At 59.8% G+C, this 18,407-nt stretch carries 10 protein-coding genes; 4 read left to right on the top strand and 6 right to left on the bottom strand.

What is annotated here, in order from left to right:
* Positions 1–90: 90 nt before the first annotated feature.
* Positions 91–3,048 carry a malto-oligosyltrehalose synthase gene (gene treY / locus C7378_RS06170; protein ID WP_165876687.1) on the top strand — a complete coding sequence of 986 codons (2,958 nt, stop codon included), beginning with the start codon at positions 91–93 and terminating at the stop codon, positions 3,046–3,048.
* A 6-nt stretch (positions 3,049–3,054) separates the two neighbouring features.
* Here treY and malQ read toward each other — a convergent pair whose 3' ends face one another.
* Together malQ and C7378_RS06180 are read right to left on the bottom strand one after the other, a co-directional pair.
* Entirely contained in the window at positions 3,055–4,566 is a 1,512-nt protein-coding gene (gene malQ / locus C7378_RS06175) for a 4-alpha-glucanotransferase (RefSeq protein ID WP_131993482.1), read from the bottom strand.
* A gap of 99 nt (positions 4,567–4,665) precedes the next feature.
* Positions 4,666–6,636, bottom strand: coding sequence for a peptidyl-prolyl cis-trans isomerase (locus C7378_RS06180; protein ID WP_131993485.1), 1,971 nt, complete (start codon positions 6,634–6,636; stop codon positions 4,666–4,668).
* 173 nt (positions 6,637–6,809) lie between these two features.
* On the opposite strand from C7378_RS06180, the gene C7378_RS06185 reads away from it, so the two are divergent.
* The 3 genes from C7378_RS06185 (at position 6,810) to C7378_RS06195 (ending at position 14,232) form a co-directional block, all read left to right on the top strand.
* Positions 6,810–8,876 carry an alpha/beta hydrolase family protein gene (locus C7378_RS06185; protein ID WP_131993488.1) on the top strand — a complete coding sequence of 689 codons (2,067 nt, stop codon included), beginning with the start codon at positions 6,810–6,812 and terminating at the stop codon, positions 8,874–8,876.
* 108 nt (positions 8,877–8,984) lie between these two features.
* Positions 8,985–11,993, top strand: coding sequence for a M14 family zinc carboxypeptidase (locus C7378_RS06190; protein WP_131993491.1), 3,009 nt, complete (start codon positions 8,985–8,987; stop codon positions 11,991–11,993).
* 46 nt (positions 11,994–12,039) lie between these two features.
* A complete protein-coding gene (locus tag C7378_RS06195; RefSeq protein WP_131993494.1) occupies positions 12,040–14,232 on the top strand; it encodes an OPT family oligopeptide transporter in 2,193 nt (730 codons plus the stop codon).
* On the opposite strand, the gene C7378_RS06200 is transcribed toward C7378_RS06195, so the two are convergent.
* The 4 genes from C7378_RS06200 to C7378_RS06215 are packed head-to-tail and all read right to left on the bottom strand — an operon-like array spanning position 14,233 to position 18,394.
* Positions 14,233–14,892 carry a hypothetical protein gene (locus C7378_RS06200; protein ID WP_131993497.1) on the bottom strand — a complete coding sequence of 220 codons (660 nt, stop codon included), beginning with the start codon at positions 14,890–14,892 and terminating at the stop codon, positions 14,233–14,235.
* Between the two features lie 42 nt (positions 14,893–14,934).
* Positions 14,935–16,065, bottom strand: coding sequence for a glycosyltransferase family 2 protein (locus tag C7378_RS06205; RefSeq protein ID WP_131993500.1), 1,131 nt, complete (start codon positions 16,063–16,065; stop codon positions 14,935–14,937).
* Entirely contained in the window at positions 16,062–16,814 is a 753-nt protein-coding gene (locus C7378_RS06210) for a lysophospholipid acyltransferase family protein (RefSeq protein ID WP_207901359.1), read from the bottom strand. Before C7378_RS06210 ends, C7378_RS06205 begins: the two co-directional genes overlap by 4 nt.
* A gap of 29 nt (positions 16,815–16,843) precedes the next feature.
* Complete coding sequence (locus C7378_RS06215; RefSeq protein WP_131993506.1) at positions 16,844–18,394, bottom strand: phytoene desaturase family protein; 1,551 nt, start codon at positions 18,392–18,394, stop codon at positions 16,844–16,846.
* Positions 18,395–18,407 lie beyond the last annotated feature (13 nt).

Consider the following 18,407-nt stretch of genomic DNA (forward strand, 5'->3'; position numbering starts at 1 on the left):
CGGATGGCTCAGGCAGACTCAAGTGGTGTTCCAGGCATCCAACAAGAGGTTCACCGCATATCATTTTTCCCAGAGGCGCATTCTATGCACATGAACGACTGCATACAGGAACAGCTGTTTACCGAGGCCCGCGCGCCCATTTCGACTTACCGCATGCAGCTCCACAAGGATTTCAGTTTTGCCGATGCAGAAGCGACCCTTCCCTATCTGAAAAGTCTTGGCATCGGCGATCTGTACTCTTCCCCGATCTTTGAAGCGCGCCCCGGCAGCCAGCATGGCTACGACGTCGCGCGCCATGACCGCTTAAATCCCGAATTGGGCGGGGAAGAGGGTTTTCAGCGTTTCACCTCGGCCCGGCGTCAGCTCGGCCTCGGCCTGCTGCTCGACATTGTTCCCAACCATATGGGCGTGGGCAACGACTCCCATTGGTGGCAGGATGTGCTCGAAAACGGGCGCGCCTCGGAATATGCTGCTTATTTTGACATCGACTGGACGCCCCTGAAGCCTGCCCTCAAAGACAAGCTGCTACTGCCCATCCTAGGCAAGCAGTATGGAGAGGAGCTGGAGGCAAAGCATATCCGGCTCGTGATCGAGGACGGAACGATGCGCATTCAATACTTCGATCACCTCATGCCCGTCGCACCGCGCACCCTCCCGATCATTTTTCCCACCGAGAGTCCAGAGGCTGACGAGCTTCCGCAATCCTTCCGCGATCTGCTCCGGGAACTCGTCCACATTCCGCCTCATGAAAGCATCGATCCTAAGCTGGTGGCCCAACGCCGTGAACAGCTCGCCGAGCTTAAGCCACGTCTGCATACGGCCCTTAAGGATCCAGCGCTCAAGGATAAGATTGAAAGCGCAATAGAGAAGATCAACGGGGTTGAGGGCGATCCGGGCAGCTTTGACCAGTTGCACGCGCTGTTGGAATCGCAGCCCTACCGGCTCGCCTTCTGGCGCACCTCGTCCGAGCAGATTAACTACCGTCGCTTCTTTGACGTCAACGATCTGGTCGGGCTGCGCATGGAAAATCCTGAAGTCTTCCGCGAGACTCACTGCCTGGTCCGGCGCATGCTCGCGCGCAATGAAATCACGGGCGTTCGCATCGATCATTGCGACGGCATGTTCGATCCGCGCCAGTACCTCATCCGCCTGCAGCTGCTTTACATCGCAAGCCAGTGTGCAGGCGAATCCCTCTCCGGGCCGGCCTCTCCCAGCGGCATTGAGCAGCCGATAAGGGAAGCACTCCGCGGTTATGACTGGGCAAAGAGTCAGGGCCCGCTCTACTGCGTCGTGGAGAAGATACTTGAGCCACGGGAGTCGCTACCCCGGGAGTGGCCGGTACGAGGCACGTCAGGCTACGACTTTGTTCACTTCGCCAACCAGATATTTATCCAGCCGGCGAATGAGCGTAAATTCACCAGCCTCTATGGAACTATTTCGCCGCGCAACACTGATCCCGACGAGATTATTTATCGCTCAAAGCTGCAGGTGCTGAATAATGCGCTTGCGAGCGAAACCTATGTGCTCACCAACCTGCTGAGCCACCTTGCTACCGCGGACCGGCGTGCTCGCGACTTTACCGACAGTCTCCTTGAAACCGTCATCAGGGAGACCATCGCATGCTTTCCTGTCTATCGCACTTACATCGATGAGCGCGGACAATACACTGAGCGCGATACCAGCTTCATCAGGCAGGCAATCCAGCGCGCCAAGCACCGCAATGCAGATGCGGATGCCTCGGCCTTTGACTTCCTCATGAACACGCTGCTGCTCCTGCAGCACGGTGAAGAAGATGTCTATCAGCGCCAGCTCTACTTCGCGCTCAAATTCCAGCAGCTCACTGGACCAGTGATGGCGAAGGGCGTGGAAGACACATCGTTCTACGTGTACAACCGCTTTATCTCGTCCAACGAAGTCGGCAGTTCCATGAAGTCCTTCGGCATCAGCCTGGAGACCTTTCACACAAGCAACCAGGACCGTCTCGCTAACTCGCCGGACGCGTTGCTCGGCACTTCAACGCACGATACCAAGCGCAGCGAAGACGTAAGAAACCGGCTGAATGTGCTCTCAGAAATGCCTGCGGAATGGGCACAGGTCGTCCGTCGCTGGCAGCGCATGAATGCGAAGTTCAAGCGCAAACTCGAAGATGGGCGCACCGCCCCCGACCCCAATGAAGAATATTTGATCTACCAGACCATCGCGGGCGCATGGCCCTGGCAGTCGCACACCGCCGAGGACCGCAACAGCTTTACCGAGCGCATCAAGCAGTACGTTTCCAAAGCATTGAGCGAAGCAAAGATCAATGTGAGCTGGGTCAACCCCAACCCCGAATACCTGGACGCCGTCCACGGCTTTGTCGACAGCATCCTCCAGTTCGGACGGCGAGGAGTCGAAACTCCGTTCGTGAGCATTCTTGAGCGGCTTATGCCTTGCCTCAAAACCTTTGGAGCTATCAATTCCCTTGCCCAGGTGGTGCTCAAAGTGGCCTCCCCGGGAGTGCCTGACTTCTATCAGGGCTCGGACCTGTGGGACCTCAGCCTGGTTGACCCGGATAACCGCCGGCCGGTCGATTATCAGCTGCGCACACGATTGCTCGGCGAACTTCAGCAGCAATCCGTGGCAGAGGCCGCCAGCGGTGTCCTCTCGGACCTGACTGGCGGGCGCGTCAAGCTATGGACAACTCACCGCGCCCTGCACCTGCGCAACACAGCAGACGAACTCTTTCGCAGAGGCAACTATGTGCCCATAACTGCCGAAGGCGAATTGGGCGAGCACCTGATTGCGTTTCTGCGCATCAACAACGACGCAACCCAGGCATGCCTGGCGGCAGTCCCGCGCTTTGCCTGTACGCTGATGCGGAAGCAGCCCCATCTCCCGATCGGTGAAGTCTGGGGATCGGCAGTAATAACACTTCCCGAAAATGCGCCCCGTTCTTATCGAAATGGCATGACCGATGAGATTATCACCGCAGACGAGCGAGGCCGCCTCCGTTTGAGCGACCTCTTTGGCACATATCCCGTAGCGCTCTGCCTCAGCACACGGGACTGAGGACGCCTACAACTCTTCAGGCGGCGCAACATCCCGGTCGGTAACCGTGGTGAGCGCCGCCAGCCGCTCGGCCAGTTGGGGCGTAAGTGCTCCCTGATGGCAACGCCAGCTCCAGTTATCGGCTGCCCGCGAAGGAATATTCATGCGAGCTTCGGACCCCAGCTCCAGCACATCCTGCAGGGGAAAGAGGCAGATATCCGCCACTGAGGATGCGGCTGCGCGCATCAGCGGCCATACAACTTCATCATCCGGTGGATTCAGGTAGGTTCTGACTGCAGCCTTCTCTACTTCCGTTGCGCCGTGCTCCCACCATCCGCGGGTAGTGTCATTATCGTGCGTCCCGGTGTAGACAACGGTGTTCGGTACATAACGATGCGGCAGATAGTTATGCGCGCCCCGGCTTGAAAAGCCGAACTGCAGAATCCGCATACCGGGCAGGTCGAACTGCTCGCGCAACGCATCCACTTCCTTCGTGATCAGACCGAGATCTTCAGCGATGAATGGCAGTCTACCCAACACCTGCCCCAGCCGGTCGAACAGCTCTGCACCCGGCGCCTTGACCCACTCACCGTTCACGGCCGTATCGTCCTCTGCGGGAATGCTCCAGTAGGCCTCGAAACCGCGGAAGTGGTCGAGACGGATGATGTCATAAAGAGCCTGTGCGCGACGGATACGCGCGACCCACCAATCGAATCCCTGCGCCTCCAGCTTATCCCAGCGATACAGGGGATTGCCCCATCGCTGGCCTGTCACGCTGAAATAGTCCGGCGGCACGCCTGCAACCCGCACCGGGGAGAGATCTTCCCGCAGGTCAAAAATATCCGGATGCGTCCAGACATCGGCGCTGTCATAGCTGACAAAAATCGCTATATCGCCGATGAACTTGATACCCCGCTCTGCGCAGTAGCGTCGCAGGTTGCTCCATTGCTCGTCGAAGGCAAACTGGATAGCCTGCTCGATTGCCAGCTGCTCACCTTGCTCTTGATCAAAGCGGGCAAGCGCCGCTGCATCACGATGCGCCAGCTCCAGCGGCCACTGGCTCCACGCAGCTGAGTGAGAATTGTTGCGCAGCACAGCATACCGGGCATAATCATTCAGCCAGTCAGCGTTGACGCTGCAGAACTGCTCAAAGCGCTCCCACTGCTCCGGCGGCCGCTGATCCAGAAAATTTCGCGCTGCCTCGAGCAGCAGTGGCCTCTTCTGCTCGACGACCTGGTCGAATTGCACATAGCCGATCCGGTCATCAAGCGTGGCAAGCCGCTCGTCTTCAATCCAGCCCCACTCAACAAGCACCTCAAGGCTTACCAGCAGTGGATTGCCTGCAAAGGCCGATAGCGCCGCATAGGGCGAGTTGCCGTAGCCCGTCGGGCTTAGCGGCAACACCTGCCACAGCCGCTGCTTCGCCGCAGCGAGGAAATCAGCGAATGCGTAGGCCGCCGGCCCAAGATCGCCGATGCCGCCGCGCGATGGCAACGAACTGATATGCAGCAGGATTCCAGAAGAGCGATCAAATGACATGAATTTTCATCCCAGCCAGACGTTGGAAGATGCAAAAAAAGCCCGCGACTCAAGAGACTCTTAAATCGCGGGCCTTATTGCTCATGTATATAAGACGGCTTACAAGCCGGTTTGTGATGCCTGCTGTGGCTGCTGCCGGTTGATCCGGATGCGACCTTCTTTTTCATAGCGCTGCGTAAGATCCGTAACGAAGACCTGGAACATCTCTTCGCGGCGCTGGTTCAGAATTGCTTCGCGCGTCTGCTCAAAATTCTTTTTGATGTCGTCCGCGCTGGGAGCCTGCTTATCCGTGATCTGGGCAACAACGCCGGTGCGGCCGGTGTTGATCGCCTTACTCATCTGTCCAACGTTCAGAGAGATCAGATCGGGAGCAACGCTTGAAATCTGGCCGAGATCGGGAACCTGCGAATCGCGGGTAACCAGGTCGCTGGTCTTGATGGTCGCGCCTGCTTCCTTTGCTGCCTTGGCCAGGTCATTCTCCGCATGGGCGCGATCGGCCATCTCGTTGGTCTTGCGAGCCAGCAGAGAGGGGAGCTGCTCTTCGCGGAAATCGTCGAGCACATGATCCTTCCACTGATCAAACGTCGGCGCATGCGCCGCCTGTACTCCAGCCACCTGGAATACGGCATATCCTTCGCCCGTCGTCGTGACCTCCGGAGCCGCTCCCTGCTTGGCCGAGAAGGCCTCAGCCAGCAGCTTGGAGCCATCGGCAAGTCCGGGCACGACCGCCTGCTGCGCGAGATAGTCGGTCGTAACGAGCTGCAGATGATGAGCAGCTGCAGCGGCCGCCATGCCGCTCTTCTGCGCCTCGGTCTGGATCTGCTGTGCGAGTGCCTGCTCCGCCTTGGCTTCCATGTCGTGGGTCAGCTGCGCCTCAATGGTGGTCTTGACCTCATCAAATGGCTTGGTGTGCGCCACCTGCTTCGACTCCACCTGGATGATGTGATAACCGTACTTGGTGCGCACCAGGCCTGAGGTCTGCCCGGGCTGCAGCATGAAGGCAACCTTGTCGAACTCGGGCACCGTCACGCCATGCTTGATGAAGCCGAGTTCCCCGCCCTGATCCTTGCTGCCCGGATCATCGGAGTTCTTCTTCGCCAGCTCCGCGAAGTTGCCACCCTTCTTGAGCTGATCCAGAATGCTCTGCGCCTTCGCCTTCGCCGCCGCGTCCTGCTGTGGCGTAGCGTTGGGGTCAACCTTGATGAGGATGTGACGCACCTGAACCTGGTCGTCTACTTTGAACTGCTGCTGATGGGCCTGATAATACTGCTGCATCTCAGCATCGGTAACATGCGGAACGCCGCCGGGAAGCGCATTTTCATTGAACGCGATGTACTCCACCTTGCGCTGCTCGGGAATCGCCTTGGCATAGCGGGTCGCATTCTGCTTGAAATAAGTCTGCAGCTCGGCATCGGTGGGGTTGATCTGCTTGCGCAGGTCGTCTGCTGAGAGCACGGCATAGTTGAACTTGATCTTCGTCGCCTGCTGCAGATACGCCTGCTTCACATCATTATCCGAGACGCTCACGCCGCCCGTGATCAGTGACTTAAGCCGTTCCTCTTCAATTTCCTTCTTGACCTCGCTCTCAAACTTGTCGCGCGAGACATTGAAGTTGTCCTGGATCAGCTCTGCATAGCGCTGGTCGCCAATGTACTGCCCCTTGGGGAACAGCACCTGGCCCCACATGCCGGTGTGCAGGAACTGCCGCAGATCTTCATCCGTGACAGAAAGTCCGAGGCGGTTCGCCTCCTCCAACTCGATGTGCTGCTGAATCAGGCCCTGGCCCACCCGCTGCATCATGAATGGAAGGACAAACTCAGGGAGCTGCTGCCGCTGCATCATGCGCGTGGCCAGCTGTTGCACGTCCTGGTTCGAAATCTGGTCGCTGGAGCTGAGAAACCGGCCAAAGAAGCCCCCACCGCGAATCGTTGCGTAGGTATCGCTCGTCGAGAGTTCGTTGCTGAAAATTCCGGGGACCAGCGTAATCACCATCGTGATGCAGGCAACGGCGATGATAACGATGAAGACGATCTTGATAGCGCGGCTGTCTTTTTGCAAAAAGCGAATCATGGAAGGACGAAAAACCTCTCAGGCGATCGAAAACCCTGCGGCATGCCAACTCCTGCCGCGGAGCATGTTTCTCCTGCTCTTTTCAGGGGAACTATAAAAGTATAAATCAGCCACGCCAAGAGCGCGATTCGCCGGACGCGATAGAGTATCTCTACGCTTCCACAGGAGAAAGAATGCCGACTGAAAGACTTAGCCGATTCTTAGCCGCTTCCCTGCTGTCCATGCTGGCCGCAGGGGCCTCACTGCATGCACAGCAGCGCCCGCCCATCTCGCTTGACGAGTTCATGAGCGCAACCGAGGTGACCGGTGCCCGCCTGTCCCCGTCCGGGGAGGCTGCGGTCATTTCCACCTCCACTGCGGACTGGAAGAACAACCGCTTCAACGACGAACTCTGGCTCTGGACCGCAAAAAGCAACGAGACCGTCCGTCTGACCCATACAGGCAGCTCCACCATGCCGCGCTGGTCTCCCGATGGCAAATACATCGCTTTCACCTCAGACCGCCACCTCCCCGGCGACACCGACGATGACAGCACGGAGCGGGTATGGGTTCTGCGGACCGACGGTGGCGAAGCAGCTCCCTTCTATACGGAAAAGCTTGCCGTTCATACCTTTCAGTGGAAGCCGGACAGCTCCGGGATCTATCTTTCCGTACAGATTCCGCTGACCAAGGCAGAGGAATCTGCCCAGAAACAGCAATGGAAAGATGTCATACGCTGGCGCGAACAGGACCGCGGCGACCTGTTGATGGCGCTGCCCCTGCCTGCTGAACAGCCTCCTGCTGCCGTCAATGTGGATGAGCCCGAGAACAATCTGCCGTCAAACGCCCGGGTGCTTCTGCGTAGCAGCCTTGCCATCACTCAGATTGCCCCTTCGCCGCGCGACCATCAGATTGCGTATGAGAGCGGCCCGCCGTCGCGTCGCATGGAGAATCCCGCCGACTATGAGATCTACCTGACCACCTCGGAGGGCGCCGGCCCGAAGCGATTGACCGACAATCAGGCAGTTGAAAGCGGCCTCAAGTGGGCTCCCGAGGGCGACCGTCTTTACTTCAATGTGCGAGCTGCGGCAGGTTCGCTCGAAGGCAAGTATAAGGATGTGCAAGGTCGCATTTACGCCATCAACCTCACCAGCAAACAGATCACCCGGCTGGGAGCAGACTTTTCCGGCTCGTGGGAAGACTTTTCCGTCAGCCCCGATGGCACAGTCATCGCCGCCGGGCTGCTGGGCACCCAGCAGCAGCTTTACCGCGTAAGAGAGCGTGACTTTGAAGAGCTGGCGGGAGCCACGGGCTCCTATGCTCTGCCCGATGCGGCCGGCCGCAATCAGCATCTGCTTTTTCTATACTCGACCGTCACGCAGCCGACTCAGGTCTTCCTCGCCGCCGACCCGCTCCGGCCAGACCACGCCCGCGTCCTCACCAGCTTCAACCCCATCTTTAGCCAGCGCGCGCAGCCCCAGTGGCAGAAGTTTCGCTGGAAAGCGGATGACGGCTCAACCGTTGAGGGCATGCTGATTTATCCCCCGGGAGCCCTGGGCAAGAAGAATCTTCGCATGTTCACCCTCATCCACGGCGGCCCCGCCGATGCCGATGGCGACCGCTTCGGCGCCGACTGGTATGACTGGGCAACCCTCGCCGCGGCCAAGGGTTGGCTCGTCTTCCGCCCCAACTACCGCGGTTCGAGCGGCTACGGCGATGATTTCGAGCTGCAGATTTCCCCGCACATCGTCTCCCGCCCCGGCAAAGACATTCTGGAGGGTGTCGATGCACTGGTGAAGGAGGGCTACGCCGACCCGAACCATCTCGCCATCGGCGGCTACAGCTACGGCGGCTACATGACGGACTGGCTCATCACCCAGACCACCCGCTTCAAAGCTGCCGTCACTGGCGCCGGAGCAGTTGAGAACACTGCCAACTGGGGCTACGACGACGAAACCTTCGATGATGCCTGGTATCTCGGCGGCACTCCCTGGGAGAATCCCGCCATGTATCAAAGTGAAGCGGCCATCTTCCAGATCAACAAAGTGACGACGCCAACCTACATCGTCGGCGGCAATGGAGATAATCGTGTCAGCTTCTTTGAGCAGATCCTGCTGGAACGCGCCTTGCAGAAGCTCAATGTGCCCCATGAGCTCCTTCTCTTCCCCGGAGAAAATCATCCACTCGACAAGAATCCGTGGCATGGCTACATCAAGGTCCGCGAGGAACTGAAGTGGCTCGATAAATACGCCGGGCAATAATACGAGGCGCAAGGGTCCGCTACCGGCCCCTTGCGTTTCTCTCTTCCCACGGCACGCGATTCTTCTTACACTTGGGTTTCACCTCTGCATTCAACCTTGGGAGAATTCATGCCGCCAGTCGCTCTGCGCCGTCTGTTGCCTCTGTCCTTCCTCGCCGCTCTGGCGATCTTTCCTCTGTCGCGCGCGCATGCGGCCGATACGAAGCCACCCTCGCCGCTGGTCGACGATCAGTACGCCCGCGATCCCAGGCAACCGATTGACGAGCAATACACGGCGCACATCCGCGAATACACCACGCTGCCGACGCTGAACTCGCCGCTGACCGACTATCTTCCCGCCTCGAAGACCGTACCTACACCCGCTAAGGTCCTTGGCGATGTCTCCGGCGCACCCAACATGCTGCCCTATGCTGAGGACGTCTATCGCTACATGCGGATGCTCGCCGCGGCGAGCCCGCGGGTGCGCGTAATGACCATCGGGCACACCGAAGAAGGTCGCGAGATGATCGCTGTCGCCGTTGCCGATGAGTCCCTGATCAAAGGTATGCAGGACAACGACGCTCGTCTCGCGAAACTCGCCGACCCGCGCACCATCAAGATGGATGACGCTGCAGCCTCGCAGCTCATCGATGCATCGACCCCCGTCTACTACATCACCGGCACCATTCATTCACCTGAGACCGGCGCGCCAACCGCGCTCATGGAACTCGCCTACCGGCTCGCCGTCGACGATTCGCCTTATATCAAGTACATCCGCTCCCACGTCATTACGCTCATCACTCCGGTCGTTGAGGTAGATGGTCGCGACCGCATGGTTGATATTTACAAGTGGCATCGCGCTCACCTGGATCAGAATTACCCTCGCCTGATTTACTGGGGACATTACGTTGCGCATGACAACAACCGCGACGCCATGGGCATGACCCTCAACCTTACGCGCAATGTGCTCAATACCTATCTTGGCTATCACGCGCAGGTGCTGCACGATCTCCATGAGTCGGTCCCGTTCCTTTACGACAACACGGTAGGCGATGAACCATACAACGCCTGGGTCGATCCGATCCTGACAAACGAGTGGCAGATGCTCGGCTGGTCCAACGTTGGCGAGATGGCCAAGTTAGGCATGCCCGGCGTCTTCACCCACGGCGATTTCGATACATGGAGCCCCGGCTATCTCATGTTCCTCGCCGCCATGCACAACGGCATCAGCCGCCTCTATGAAACCTTCGGCAACGGCGGCGCAGATACCGTCGAGCGCATCCTGACCCCGGACGAATATTCGCGGACCTGGTATCGCCAGAATCCCCCTTTGCCAAAAGTCCTCTGGTCGCAGCGGGACAACAATAACTACGAGCAGACAGGCGTGCTGACCACGCTCTACTACTTCGCACAGAACAATAAGACCTTCCTGCGCAACTATTACCTCAAGAGCAAGCGCTCCATTGAAAAGCCCTTGAACGCAGGTCCCGCAGCCTATGTGCTCAGTGCCGACACTCCCTCCAGAGACCGCCAGGCGCAGCTGCTTGATGTGCTCGCACTGCAGCATGTTGAGGTCAACCAGCTCACCGCGCCTGTCACTGTAACGCTGCCCGTCAGGAAATCTGCTGACGGCAAGCAGGAAGCAGCGCAGCAGAAAACCTTCCCCACCGGCAGCTACGTCGTCCGCATGGATCAGCCCTATTCGCGCATCGCCGACGCTCTGCTTGACAAGCAGTACTGGGCTCCCGACGATCCGCAGAAGACGCCATACGACGACACCGGCTGGACCATGGGCAGCCTCTTCGGCGTCGATACAACCCGCATCACTGACACAAGCATTCTGAAGGCGTCCATGACTCCGGTTACGCCGGCGGCAGCAGCGGCCAAGAGCAGCATTGTGGGCAGCGGATCGGTCTACCTGATCGACAACAATGCGGATCCCTCACTCGTCACCCTCCGCTATCGGCTCAGGCAGCTCGGCATCGCCGCTTCCGAGGCTCCCTTCACCGCAGCAGATCACAGCTTCCACGCAGGCAGCTTCATCATCACCCAGGCCACAGCATCCGAACTGGATGCCACGCTGACCGCTCTGCACCTCACCGCGTATGCCACTGCCTCCACCCCATCGGTGCCATCGCATCCCGTCACTGCGCCCCGCATCGCCATGGTTCACACCTGGCTCTACACGCAGACTGAGGGCTGGTGGCGACAGGCTCTCGACAAGCTGGGCGTACCGTATGACTACATCAGCACGCAGACCGTCGCAGCCAGTCCGGATCTGCATGCAAAGTATGATGTGCTGCTCATGGCGCCCGTAGGGCAGGCAAACACGCAGCAGATCGTGGATGGTCTTCCGATGTGGGGCAATCCCCTGCCGTGGAAGAAAACTGACCTCACGCCAAACCTCGGCCGCATCGACTCGACAGACGACATGCGCCCCGGTCTCGGCTACAGCGGCGTCGCAAACCTCGGCAAATTCGTCGAAGACGGCGGCCTGCTTATTACTGCTGAAGACACCGCCCGGATGGCCATCGATCTCGGCCTCGCGCCGGGTGTCAGCGTCAATCCGCTCGGCGGGGTAAAGGTCGTCGGCTCCGTCCTTGCAACCGTGGTGAACGACACCGCCAGTCCGGTCGCCTATGGTTACACCACCGCGCCTGAAGTCTACAGCGAACGCGGGCTTTCCTTCAACGTCAGCAACCTCGCAGGCCCCGGCGCTTACCGCCGCTTCGCACCGAGCGACCATCGCACTACCGGTCGCGGCAGTGCCGACGATCCTGACGCTCCGCAGGGCCGTCCCCCTGTGCAGGCTGATACTCAACCCAAGCCCAAGCCCTGGCAGCCGGCGCCGCTTAATGTAGAGCAGACCCGCAATAATCCCTACGTTATTCCAGCGGCTCTCCGCCCGGATGTGGTCCTGCGCTATGCGGATGCGGATCACCTGCTGATCTCAGGCCTGCTCGACAATGGCCAGTCGCTCGCCCAGCATGCGACCGTCGTTACGGCGCATCTCGGCAAAGGTTCCGTCCTGCTCTTTGCCAACAACCCGATCTACCGCGGTGAAACCATCGGCAGCTACTCACTCCTGCTGAACGCCGTCCTCAATCACGATCAACTTGCGAAGAGCGGCAAGCCATAAGTCTTCCCGGGCTGATAGACTTTTCGGTTTGACTGGAGACAATGAATTGGCGGAATCACCCCAGCGGTTTAAACCCTATGTCCCTGCGAGCGAGAGTCGTCCGGAGTTCACCTTCCGGGCGATTCTGCTCGGCTGCATCTTTGGCATTCTCTTCGGCGCCGTCACGGTCTACGTCGGCCTCCGCGCCGGGCTCACCGTGGCCGCCTCGATTCCGATCTCTGTGCTCTCGATCAGTGTGCTGCGCGCGCTGGGCCGGGCCTCGATCCTTGAGAACAACATTGTCCAGACCACTGGCAACGCGGGCCAGTCGATCGCCGCAGGCGTCATCTTCACCCTCCCAGCGCTCATCTTTCTTGGCTTCGATCTGGAGTACTCGCGCATCTTCATCCTCGCCCTGCTCGGCGGCTGGCTAGGGGTCTTCTTCATGATTCCCCTGCGCCGTCAGCTCATTGTCGAGGAGCACGGCAACCTCACCTACCCCGAGGGCACCGCCTGCGCTGACGTGCTGCTCGCCGGGGAACGCGGCGGATCGTTCGCCAGCCGCGTCTTTCTCGGCCTTGGACTGGGCGGCCTCTACACCCTCTTCCAAAACGACAACCTCTTCGCCGCATGGCCCGGCACTCCCAACTACGAACCCGACTGGGGGCCGCAGCACGTGATGAAAGGGTCGGCCATCCGCGCCGACGCCACCCCGGAATACCTCGGCGTGGGCTACATCATCGGTCCCCGTGTAGCGGGAACCATCTTCGCCGGAGGGGTCTTTTCCTGGCTCGTGCTCATGCCTGCCATCTACTTCTTCGGTTCTCATTTTCCAGCCGCGCTTTATCCATCGACGAAACCCATCGCGCAGATGTCGCCCAGCGATCTCTGGGCTGCCTACGTGCGGCCCATGGGAGCGGGAGCCGTGGCAGCAGCGGGCCTCATCACCTTGTTCAAGACCATTCCCACCATTGTGGGCGCGTTGCGCTCCGGCGCAAGCAATCTGCGCCGATCTGGCGGCAGCGAGGCAGGCCGGGAGCGAACCGACCGCGATCTCCCCATGAGCGTCGTCCTCGGCGGCAGCGTCCTGCTCGTGGTTCTCATGTGGGCCTTCCTCACCTTTAGGCCTGTGCCCGGCGCACAGACCAGCGTTCTCGCCAACTTCGCCGCATCGCTGCTGATCGTCGTCTTCGGCTTTCTCTTCGTTACCGTCTCTTCGCGCATCGTGGGCTTGATCGGCAGCTCTGCCAACCCAATTTCAGGCATGACCATCGCCACCCTCATGGCGACCGCGGCAATCTTCCTCGTCAAGGGCTGGACAGCGCCTGCCTTCGGTGCGCTCGCAATCACCATCGGCGGCGTTGTCTGCATCGCTGCCGCCAACGCAGGCGATACGTCCCAGGACCTGAAAACGGGTTTCCTCGTCGGCTCAACACCATGGAAACAGCAGCTCGCGCTGATGATCGGCGTTTGCGTTTCAACGGTGGTCATCGGCGCCACGCTCAGCGCCATGAACAAGGGCCTTGAAGAATTCCATCAAACTTCTCAGCCCTGGAACCTGAGCCTGCCGCATGAAGGAGTCGAGAATAAGGGCGTCTTCCATCGCACCCAGTTCCGCATGCAACGCAGCGACAAGACAGAAGTGACGTTGCCCGGCAGTCAATACATCGTCCTCAATGCGCTCGGCTCCCACGAGCTTCCGGATGGCAAATACCTCTACAATCCGCAGTCCGGACGTATTGAAGTGCAATGGATTCAGGGCATCGGCAGCGAAAAGGCAGCCGCTCCGCAGGCGCGCCTCATGGCGACAGTGATCAATGGCATCCTGCGGCGCCAGCTCCCCTGGGGCTTGGTTCTGCTCGGCGTCTTCCTTGTCATTGCGGTTGAGCTGCTGGGCATCCGCTCGCTTTCCTTCGCCGTCGGCGCTTACCTCTCCATCGCCACCACGCTCGCCATCTTTGTCGGCGGCGTTATGCGCTGGATGGTCGACCGTGCCAGAGAAAAGCAGGGTCTCAACGTGGATGAAGCGGAAACGGAGATCAGCCCGGGCTCCCTCTATGCCAGCGGCCTCATTGCCGCCGGAGGTCTCGTCGGCCTGCTGGGCGTCGTGCTCAAGCTTTACGAAGCTACCACCGGCAAGGAAGATCTGCTCCGCTGGCCGCGCACCTTCCTTTACCACGATGGAGTTTCGATGCTGATGTTCGCGCTGCTCGCCTTCTCGCTTTACTACTTCGCGAGAAAGCCCCTCAAGTCGAAATAGCTATTCGCTCTGGAGGTGCTTGAGCGCATCCTTGCCGCCGGGGCTTAGCTTGTCCACGCGCACGGCAGCAGCAAACCAGTGCTTTGCGCCTTCACTGTCACTGTGGTCTTCCAGCACCTGGCCGTAATAGTCGAGTGCCGCCGCAGCCAGTTGCGGCGGCAGCGTTCCGTTCCGGGCTGCCTCTTCCGCCTGGGGAGCGATGTAGGCAAAGTCGCTCTCCGCCTGCTCCCGACGGTGAAACAGAGAAGGCAGATGCCACGTACTCGCACCGCGGATAAATCTCGCCTCCAGATTGCCGGGCGCGGTCTTCACGGCAGTATCCAGCTTGGTGAGGCCCCTCTGCGAGAGCGCACGCTTGTTCCATATCGCCCAGGTTCGCCCCGCTTCCAGCAGGTCCAGGCTTCCCAGGTAGGCCAGGATCACGGGATCGCCGGGACGCTCTGCGCTCAATGCGGAGAAGTCTCGGTGCGCCGCCTCATCCGCGCCGTGATCGCCATTGAGATCGGCGAAGAACTCCGCACGCGCGGCAGACAGCTTTTGTTCGTAGCTTAAGGTGTACGGCGTATCCCCTGAGGCATCGGCCATCGCCCGCAGCGAGGGGCTGCTCGCAGCGCAAACCGCGAGGACCAGCGTGAGCCCAATTGGACGCCTCAGTACCATCTGGTTAATCTTATCCAATTCATTACGCTTTTGTACGGCAGATCAACCCGCATCGTAGGCGCGCTGCTTCCAGGTAAATGTGTGCCCGGATAGCTTGCGCACCAGCGCATACCACTGCAGGATAAGAAGCACGCTAACGCCAACAGGATGCAGAATCGCCCCCGCAAAGGATTGTCGATATCGCACCACTGCGATCAGCCGAGGCATGTAGCTGGCAACGAGCGCGCCGTAGACCAGCGCACGCACTCCCGGCAGCGTCGGCCGGGACCAGAGAAGCAGGGCAAGCGCAAGGGCCAAAGGCAGCACCTGCCCGAAAAACAGCAGCAGCGAAAAGGGCAGAATGCGCGCGGGCGCCGCCATTCCCTCCGTAGCATTCTTGGCCAGCCCCTGCCATACCTGCCGGGCATCCCTGTACATACGGCACGCCGCCAGGTCAGTCAGGTCTGCGAGATCCGTGCGAAAGCCATGCTCGCGGAACAGGCGCGGCAGCAGCAGCCCGTCGTGCATCGTGCTGCGGATGGAGGCGTGCCCTCCCGTGGCGAAATAGGCCTCTCGCTTCGCCATCATGAACTGGCCACACCCGGCAGCAAAACCTCGTGACTTAGAGCGGCGCATCGCCGCCAGCGGCAGATAGCCCAGCAGTACGAAATGGATCAGCGGAAGCAGCAGCCGCTCGAGAAATGTGCCTGTCTCCTCGCGAGGAAACCCACTCACCAGGTCGGAACCTGACGCATGCAGAAAGCCGGCCATCCGCGTCAGCGCCTGCGGAGCCAGCCGCACATCCGCATCCAGAAAACACAGCAGGTCATGACTCGCGAGCGACGCCAGCACATGGCAGGCATGCTGTTTGCCGTTCCACCCGGCCGGCAACCGTGGAGCAGAAGCGAACCGAACCCGCCCGTCGCGCGTCGAGAACTCACGAACGATCTCGGCCGTCCGATCCGTCGACGCATCATCCAGAACAATCAGCTCAAGCTCCACATCCTGCGAGGCAAGTGCATGTTCCACCGCCGCGGCAATGGACTGCTCCTCATTCCGCGCGGGAATCAGAAGGGAGATCCCGGGCCGGGAAGCGCGCTTCAACGCCGCTGGCGGCCGATAGATCGCAAGATTCCACAGGAAGAGAGCCGCCGGCAGCACCGCGCAGCAGAACACAATCAGCGACAGCATCATAGCCGTCCTCCTATGCTGCCGTGCCCCGCGCGATACTTACCCCGCATGCGTTGCCATAGGCCGTAGACACTGTCCAGGCCCGCGCCTCCGGCAAGGATCGTCTGAAAACAGGCTGAGCTGCGCGTGATCGCCAATTGAGCCAGCTCTTCCTGCGCTGCTTCCATTGCCGCTGCAACCTTCGCATTTGCTACTGGAGCTGTTACGTTTTCCAGACGAAGAGGCTCACCGCAACTTGCCAATATCTCCGGCAGGCGTTCGTTCCAGAATGTGTACTCGATCGATAGCGGAACGACCGTACACGCGCCCAACCTTTCCACCAGCGAGCCGACGCCGCCTTTCAATGCCACAGGACGCACCCGCACATCCGTGAACGCGCCTTGCGGTGTAATCCATAGCGCAGCCTTTGGCAGAGCCAGCACCTGCTGCGCGCTGCGAAGAAATTGCGCTGCGCCGCGTGCCGTTCCCTGCTCTACGGGGAAGAGTCCCAGCTTGGAAAAAAAGGAATACTGCGCGAGCATGCCTGCGTCCATCGGAGCATAGTGCTCCGCATCCGGCAGCAGCGCTCGCGAAAGCAGCAGGCAGGTGAGCGGGTCCCACCATGAAGGATGATTGACGCAGACGATAAGAGGGCCGGAGCCAGACTGTCGAAACCGCTCCCCATGCGCTAACCGCAAGCCGTGAAAATGACGCGAAACGTACCACCTCAGATAGAGCAGAAAGAGAGACAGCAGCACGGGTGATGACCTCACCAATCCATCGCTCCGTCCCCTTCTTGCACTCATGCGGTCGCCAGCAGTTCCTCGGCGCTGTGTCGCGCACGGTCCGCCGCATCTTCGCCGCGAAACCGTCGATCCACGGCATCCGCCGCGATCCATCCTGACATCATCACCATCGGCATGCCGGGCCCGGGGTGCGCCGCACCACCGGCCAGGAATAACCCATCTACATCGCGCGAAGTATTGGAGGGCTTGAACGCGCCATTCCAACGGCCATGGCTGGAGAGCCCATAGATCGCGCCGTTCAGCACCTTGTAGCGATTGTGAATATCAAGCGGCGTGAGCGCGCTCTCAAAGAGGATCCGGTCTTCAATATCCGTGAGTCCAGCCGTCCGCTTCAGCTTGTTTAGAATTACCTGCCGATACTCCGGCAGCATCTTGGACCAGTCGTGATGTGGCCGAAGATACGGGGTGTGCACCAGCACGTAGAGCGCATCTCCGCCCGCAGGAGCCGTCCCCGGCTCGGTCCCGGTTGTCGATGCCAGATAGCATGTCGGATCCGGAGCAGGCTCTCCGAGATCATAGATGTGGTGGAACTCTTCATGCGGATCGCGCGAGAATACAAAGTCATGATGCGCAAGATGCTCATAGCGCCGATTGAGTCCGAGATAGAGCACGACGCCTGAACACGCGGGTTCATAGTCGCGGCGTGTTTCGAACTTCGCTGCAACCTCACCGCCAATGAGTTCACGATAGGTTCTCACCGCATCTTCGTTCGACACGACTCCATCGAATTCGTACCGCTCGCCCTGCGTGGTCTGCAGCCCGACCACTTTTCCCTCTTCGATCAGAAGGCGCTCAACTTCAGTAGAGGCGTGATACTTCACTCCCAGCTCACGTCCCAACTTCACCAGTGCCTCAGGCACCGCGCGCGTACCTCCCATGGGGTACCAGATGCCTTCTTCCGACTGCATGTGCCCAATCGCACAAAGGATCGCAGGCGAGGCGTCCGGGGAGGATCCAACATACTGCACATAGTGGTCCAGCATCTGCGCAACATAGGGATCATCGATGAATTCGCGGATCGTTCCGGCAACGGTCTGGCCCAGCCTCATCCGCGCAACATCCTTGAGCACCTTGATATTGAACGCGCCATGGATGTCGAACGTATCCATCATCGTGCCGACTGACTTCCAGAAAAAGAAGCGATCGGAGATTCCATGCAGTTGCTCTGAGAGCTGCATAAACTCGACATATTTGTCGCCCATTCCTGCGCGGCGCTGGTTCAGTTCGGCAGCCATCGCGGATTGTTCATGCTTCAGATCAAGCACCGACCCATCTTCAAAGAAGCAGCGCCACTGCGGGTCCAGGCGCACCATCTTGAGATAGTCATCGAGCGATCGGCCCGCTTCGCAGAAGATACGCCGCAGCACCGATGGCTGAATCAGAATCGTCGGGCCCATGTCGAAGCGGAATCCCTGCTCCTGCAGTACCGCGGCCTTTCCTCCCAGCCACGGATTCTTCTCGAAGACCTCCACCTCGTAGCCTCGTGCCGCCATGGTTGCCGCGGCTGATAAGCCCCCGAGTCCCGATCCTATTACCGCAATTCTCATCTTTTCCTGCTCC

This window comes from Acidipila rosea (genome assembly GCF_004339725.1).
In the GTDB taxonomy this organism is placed as follows: domain Bacteria; phylum Acidobacteriota; class Terriglobia; order Terriglobales; family Acidobacteriaceae; genus Acidipila; species Acidipila rosea.

Coding starts and splice junctions, on each gene's coding strand:
- C7378_RS06190 (WP_131993491.1), top strand. CDS start 8,985: ATGCCGCCAGTCGCTCTGCGCCGTCTGTTGCCTCTGTCCTTCCTCGCC.
- C7378_RS06185 (WP_131993488.1), top strand. CDS start 6,810: ATGCCGACTGAAAGACTTAGCCGATTCTTAGCCGCTTCCCTGCTGTCC.
- C7378_RS06200 (WP_131993497.1), bottom strand. CDS start 14,892: ATGGTACTGAGGCGTCCAATTGGGCTCACGCTGGTCCTCGCGGTTTGC.
- C7378_RS06205 (WP_131993500.1), bottom strand. CDS start 16,065: ATGATGCTGTCGCTGATTGTGTTCTGCTGCGCGGTGCTGCCGGCGGCT.
- C7378_RS06180 (WP_131993485.1), bottom strand. CDS start 6,636: ATGATTCGCTTTTTGCAAAAAGACAGCCGCGCTATCAAGATCGTCTTC.
- treY (WP_165876687.1), top strand. CDS start 91: ATGAACGACTGCATACAGGAACAGCTGTTTACCGAGGCCCGCGCGCCC.
- C7378_RS06215 (WP_131993506.1), bottom strand. CDS start 18,394: ATGAGAATTGCGGTAATAGGATCGGGACTCGGGGGCTTATCAGCCGCG.
- malQ (WP_131993482.1), bottom strand. CDS start 4,566: ATGTCATTTGATCGCTCTTCTGGAATCCTGCTGCATATCAGTTCGTTG.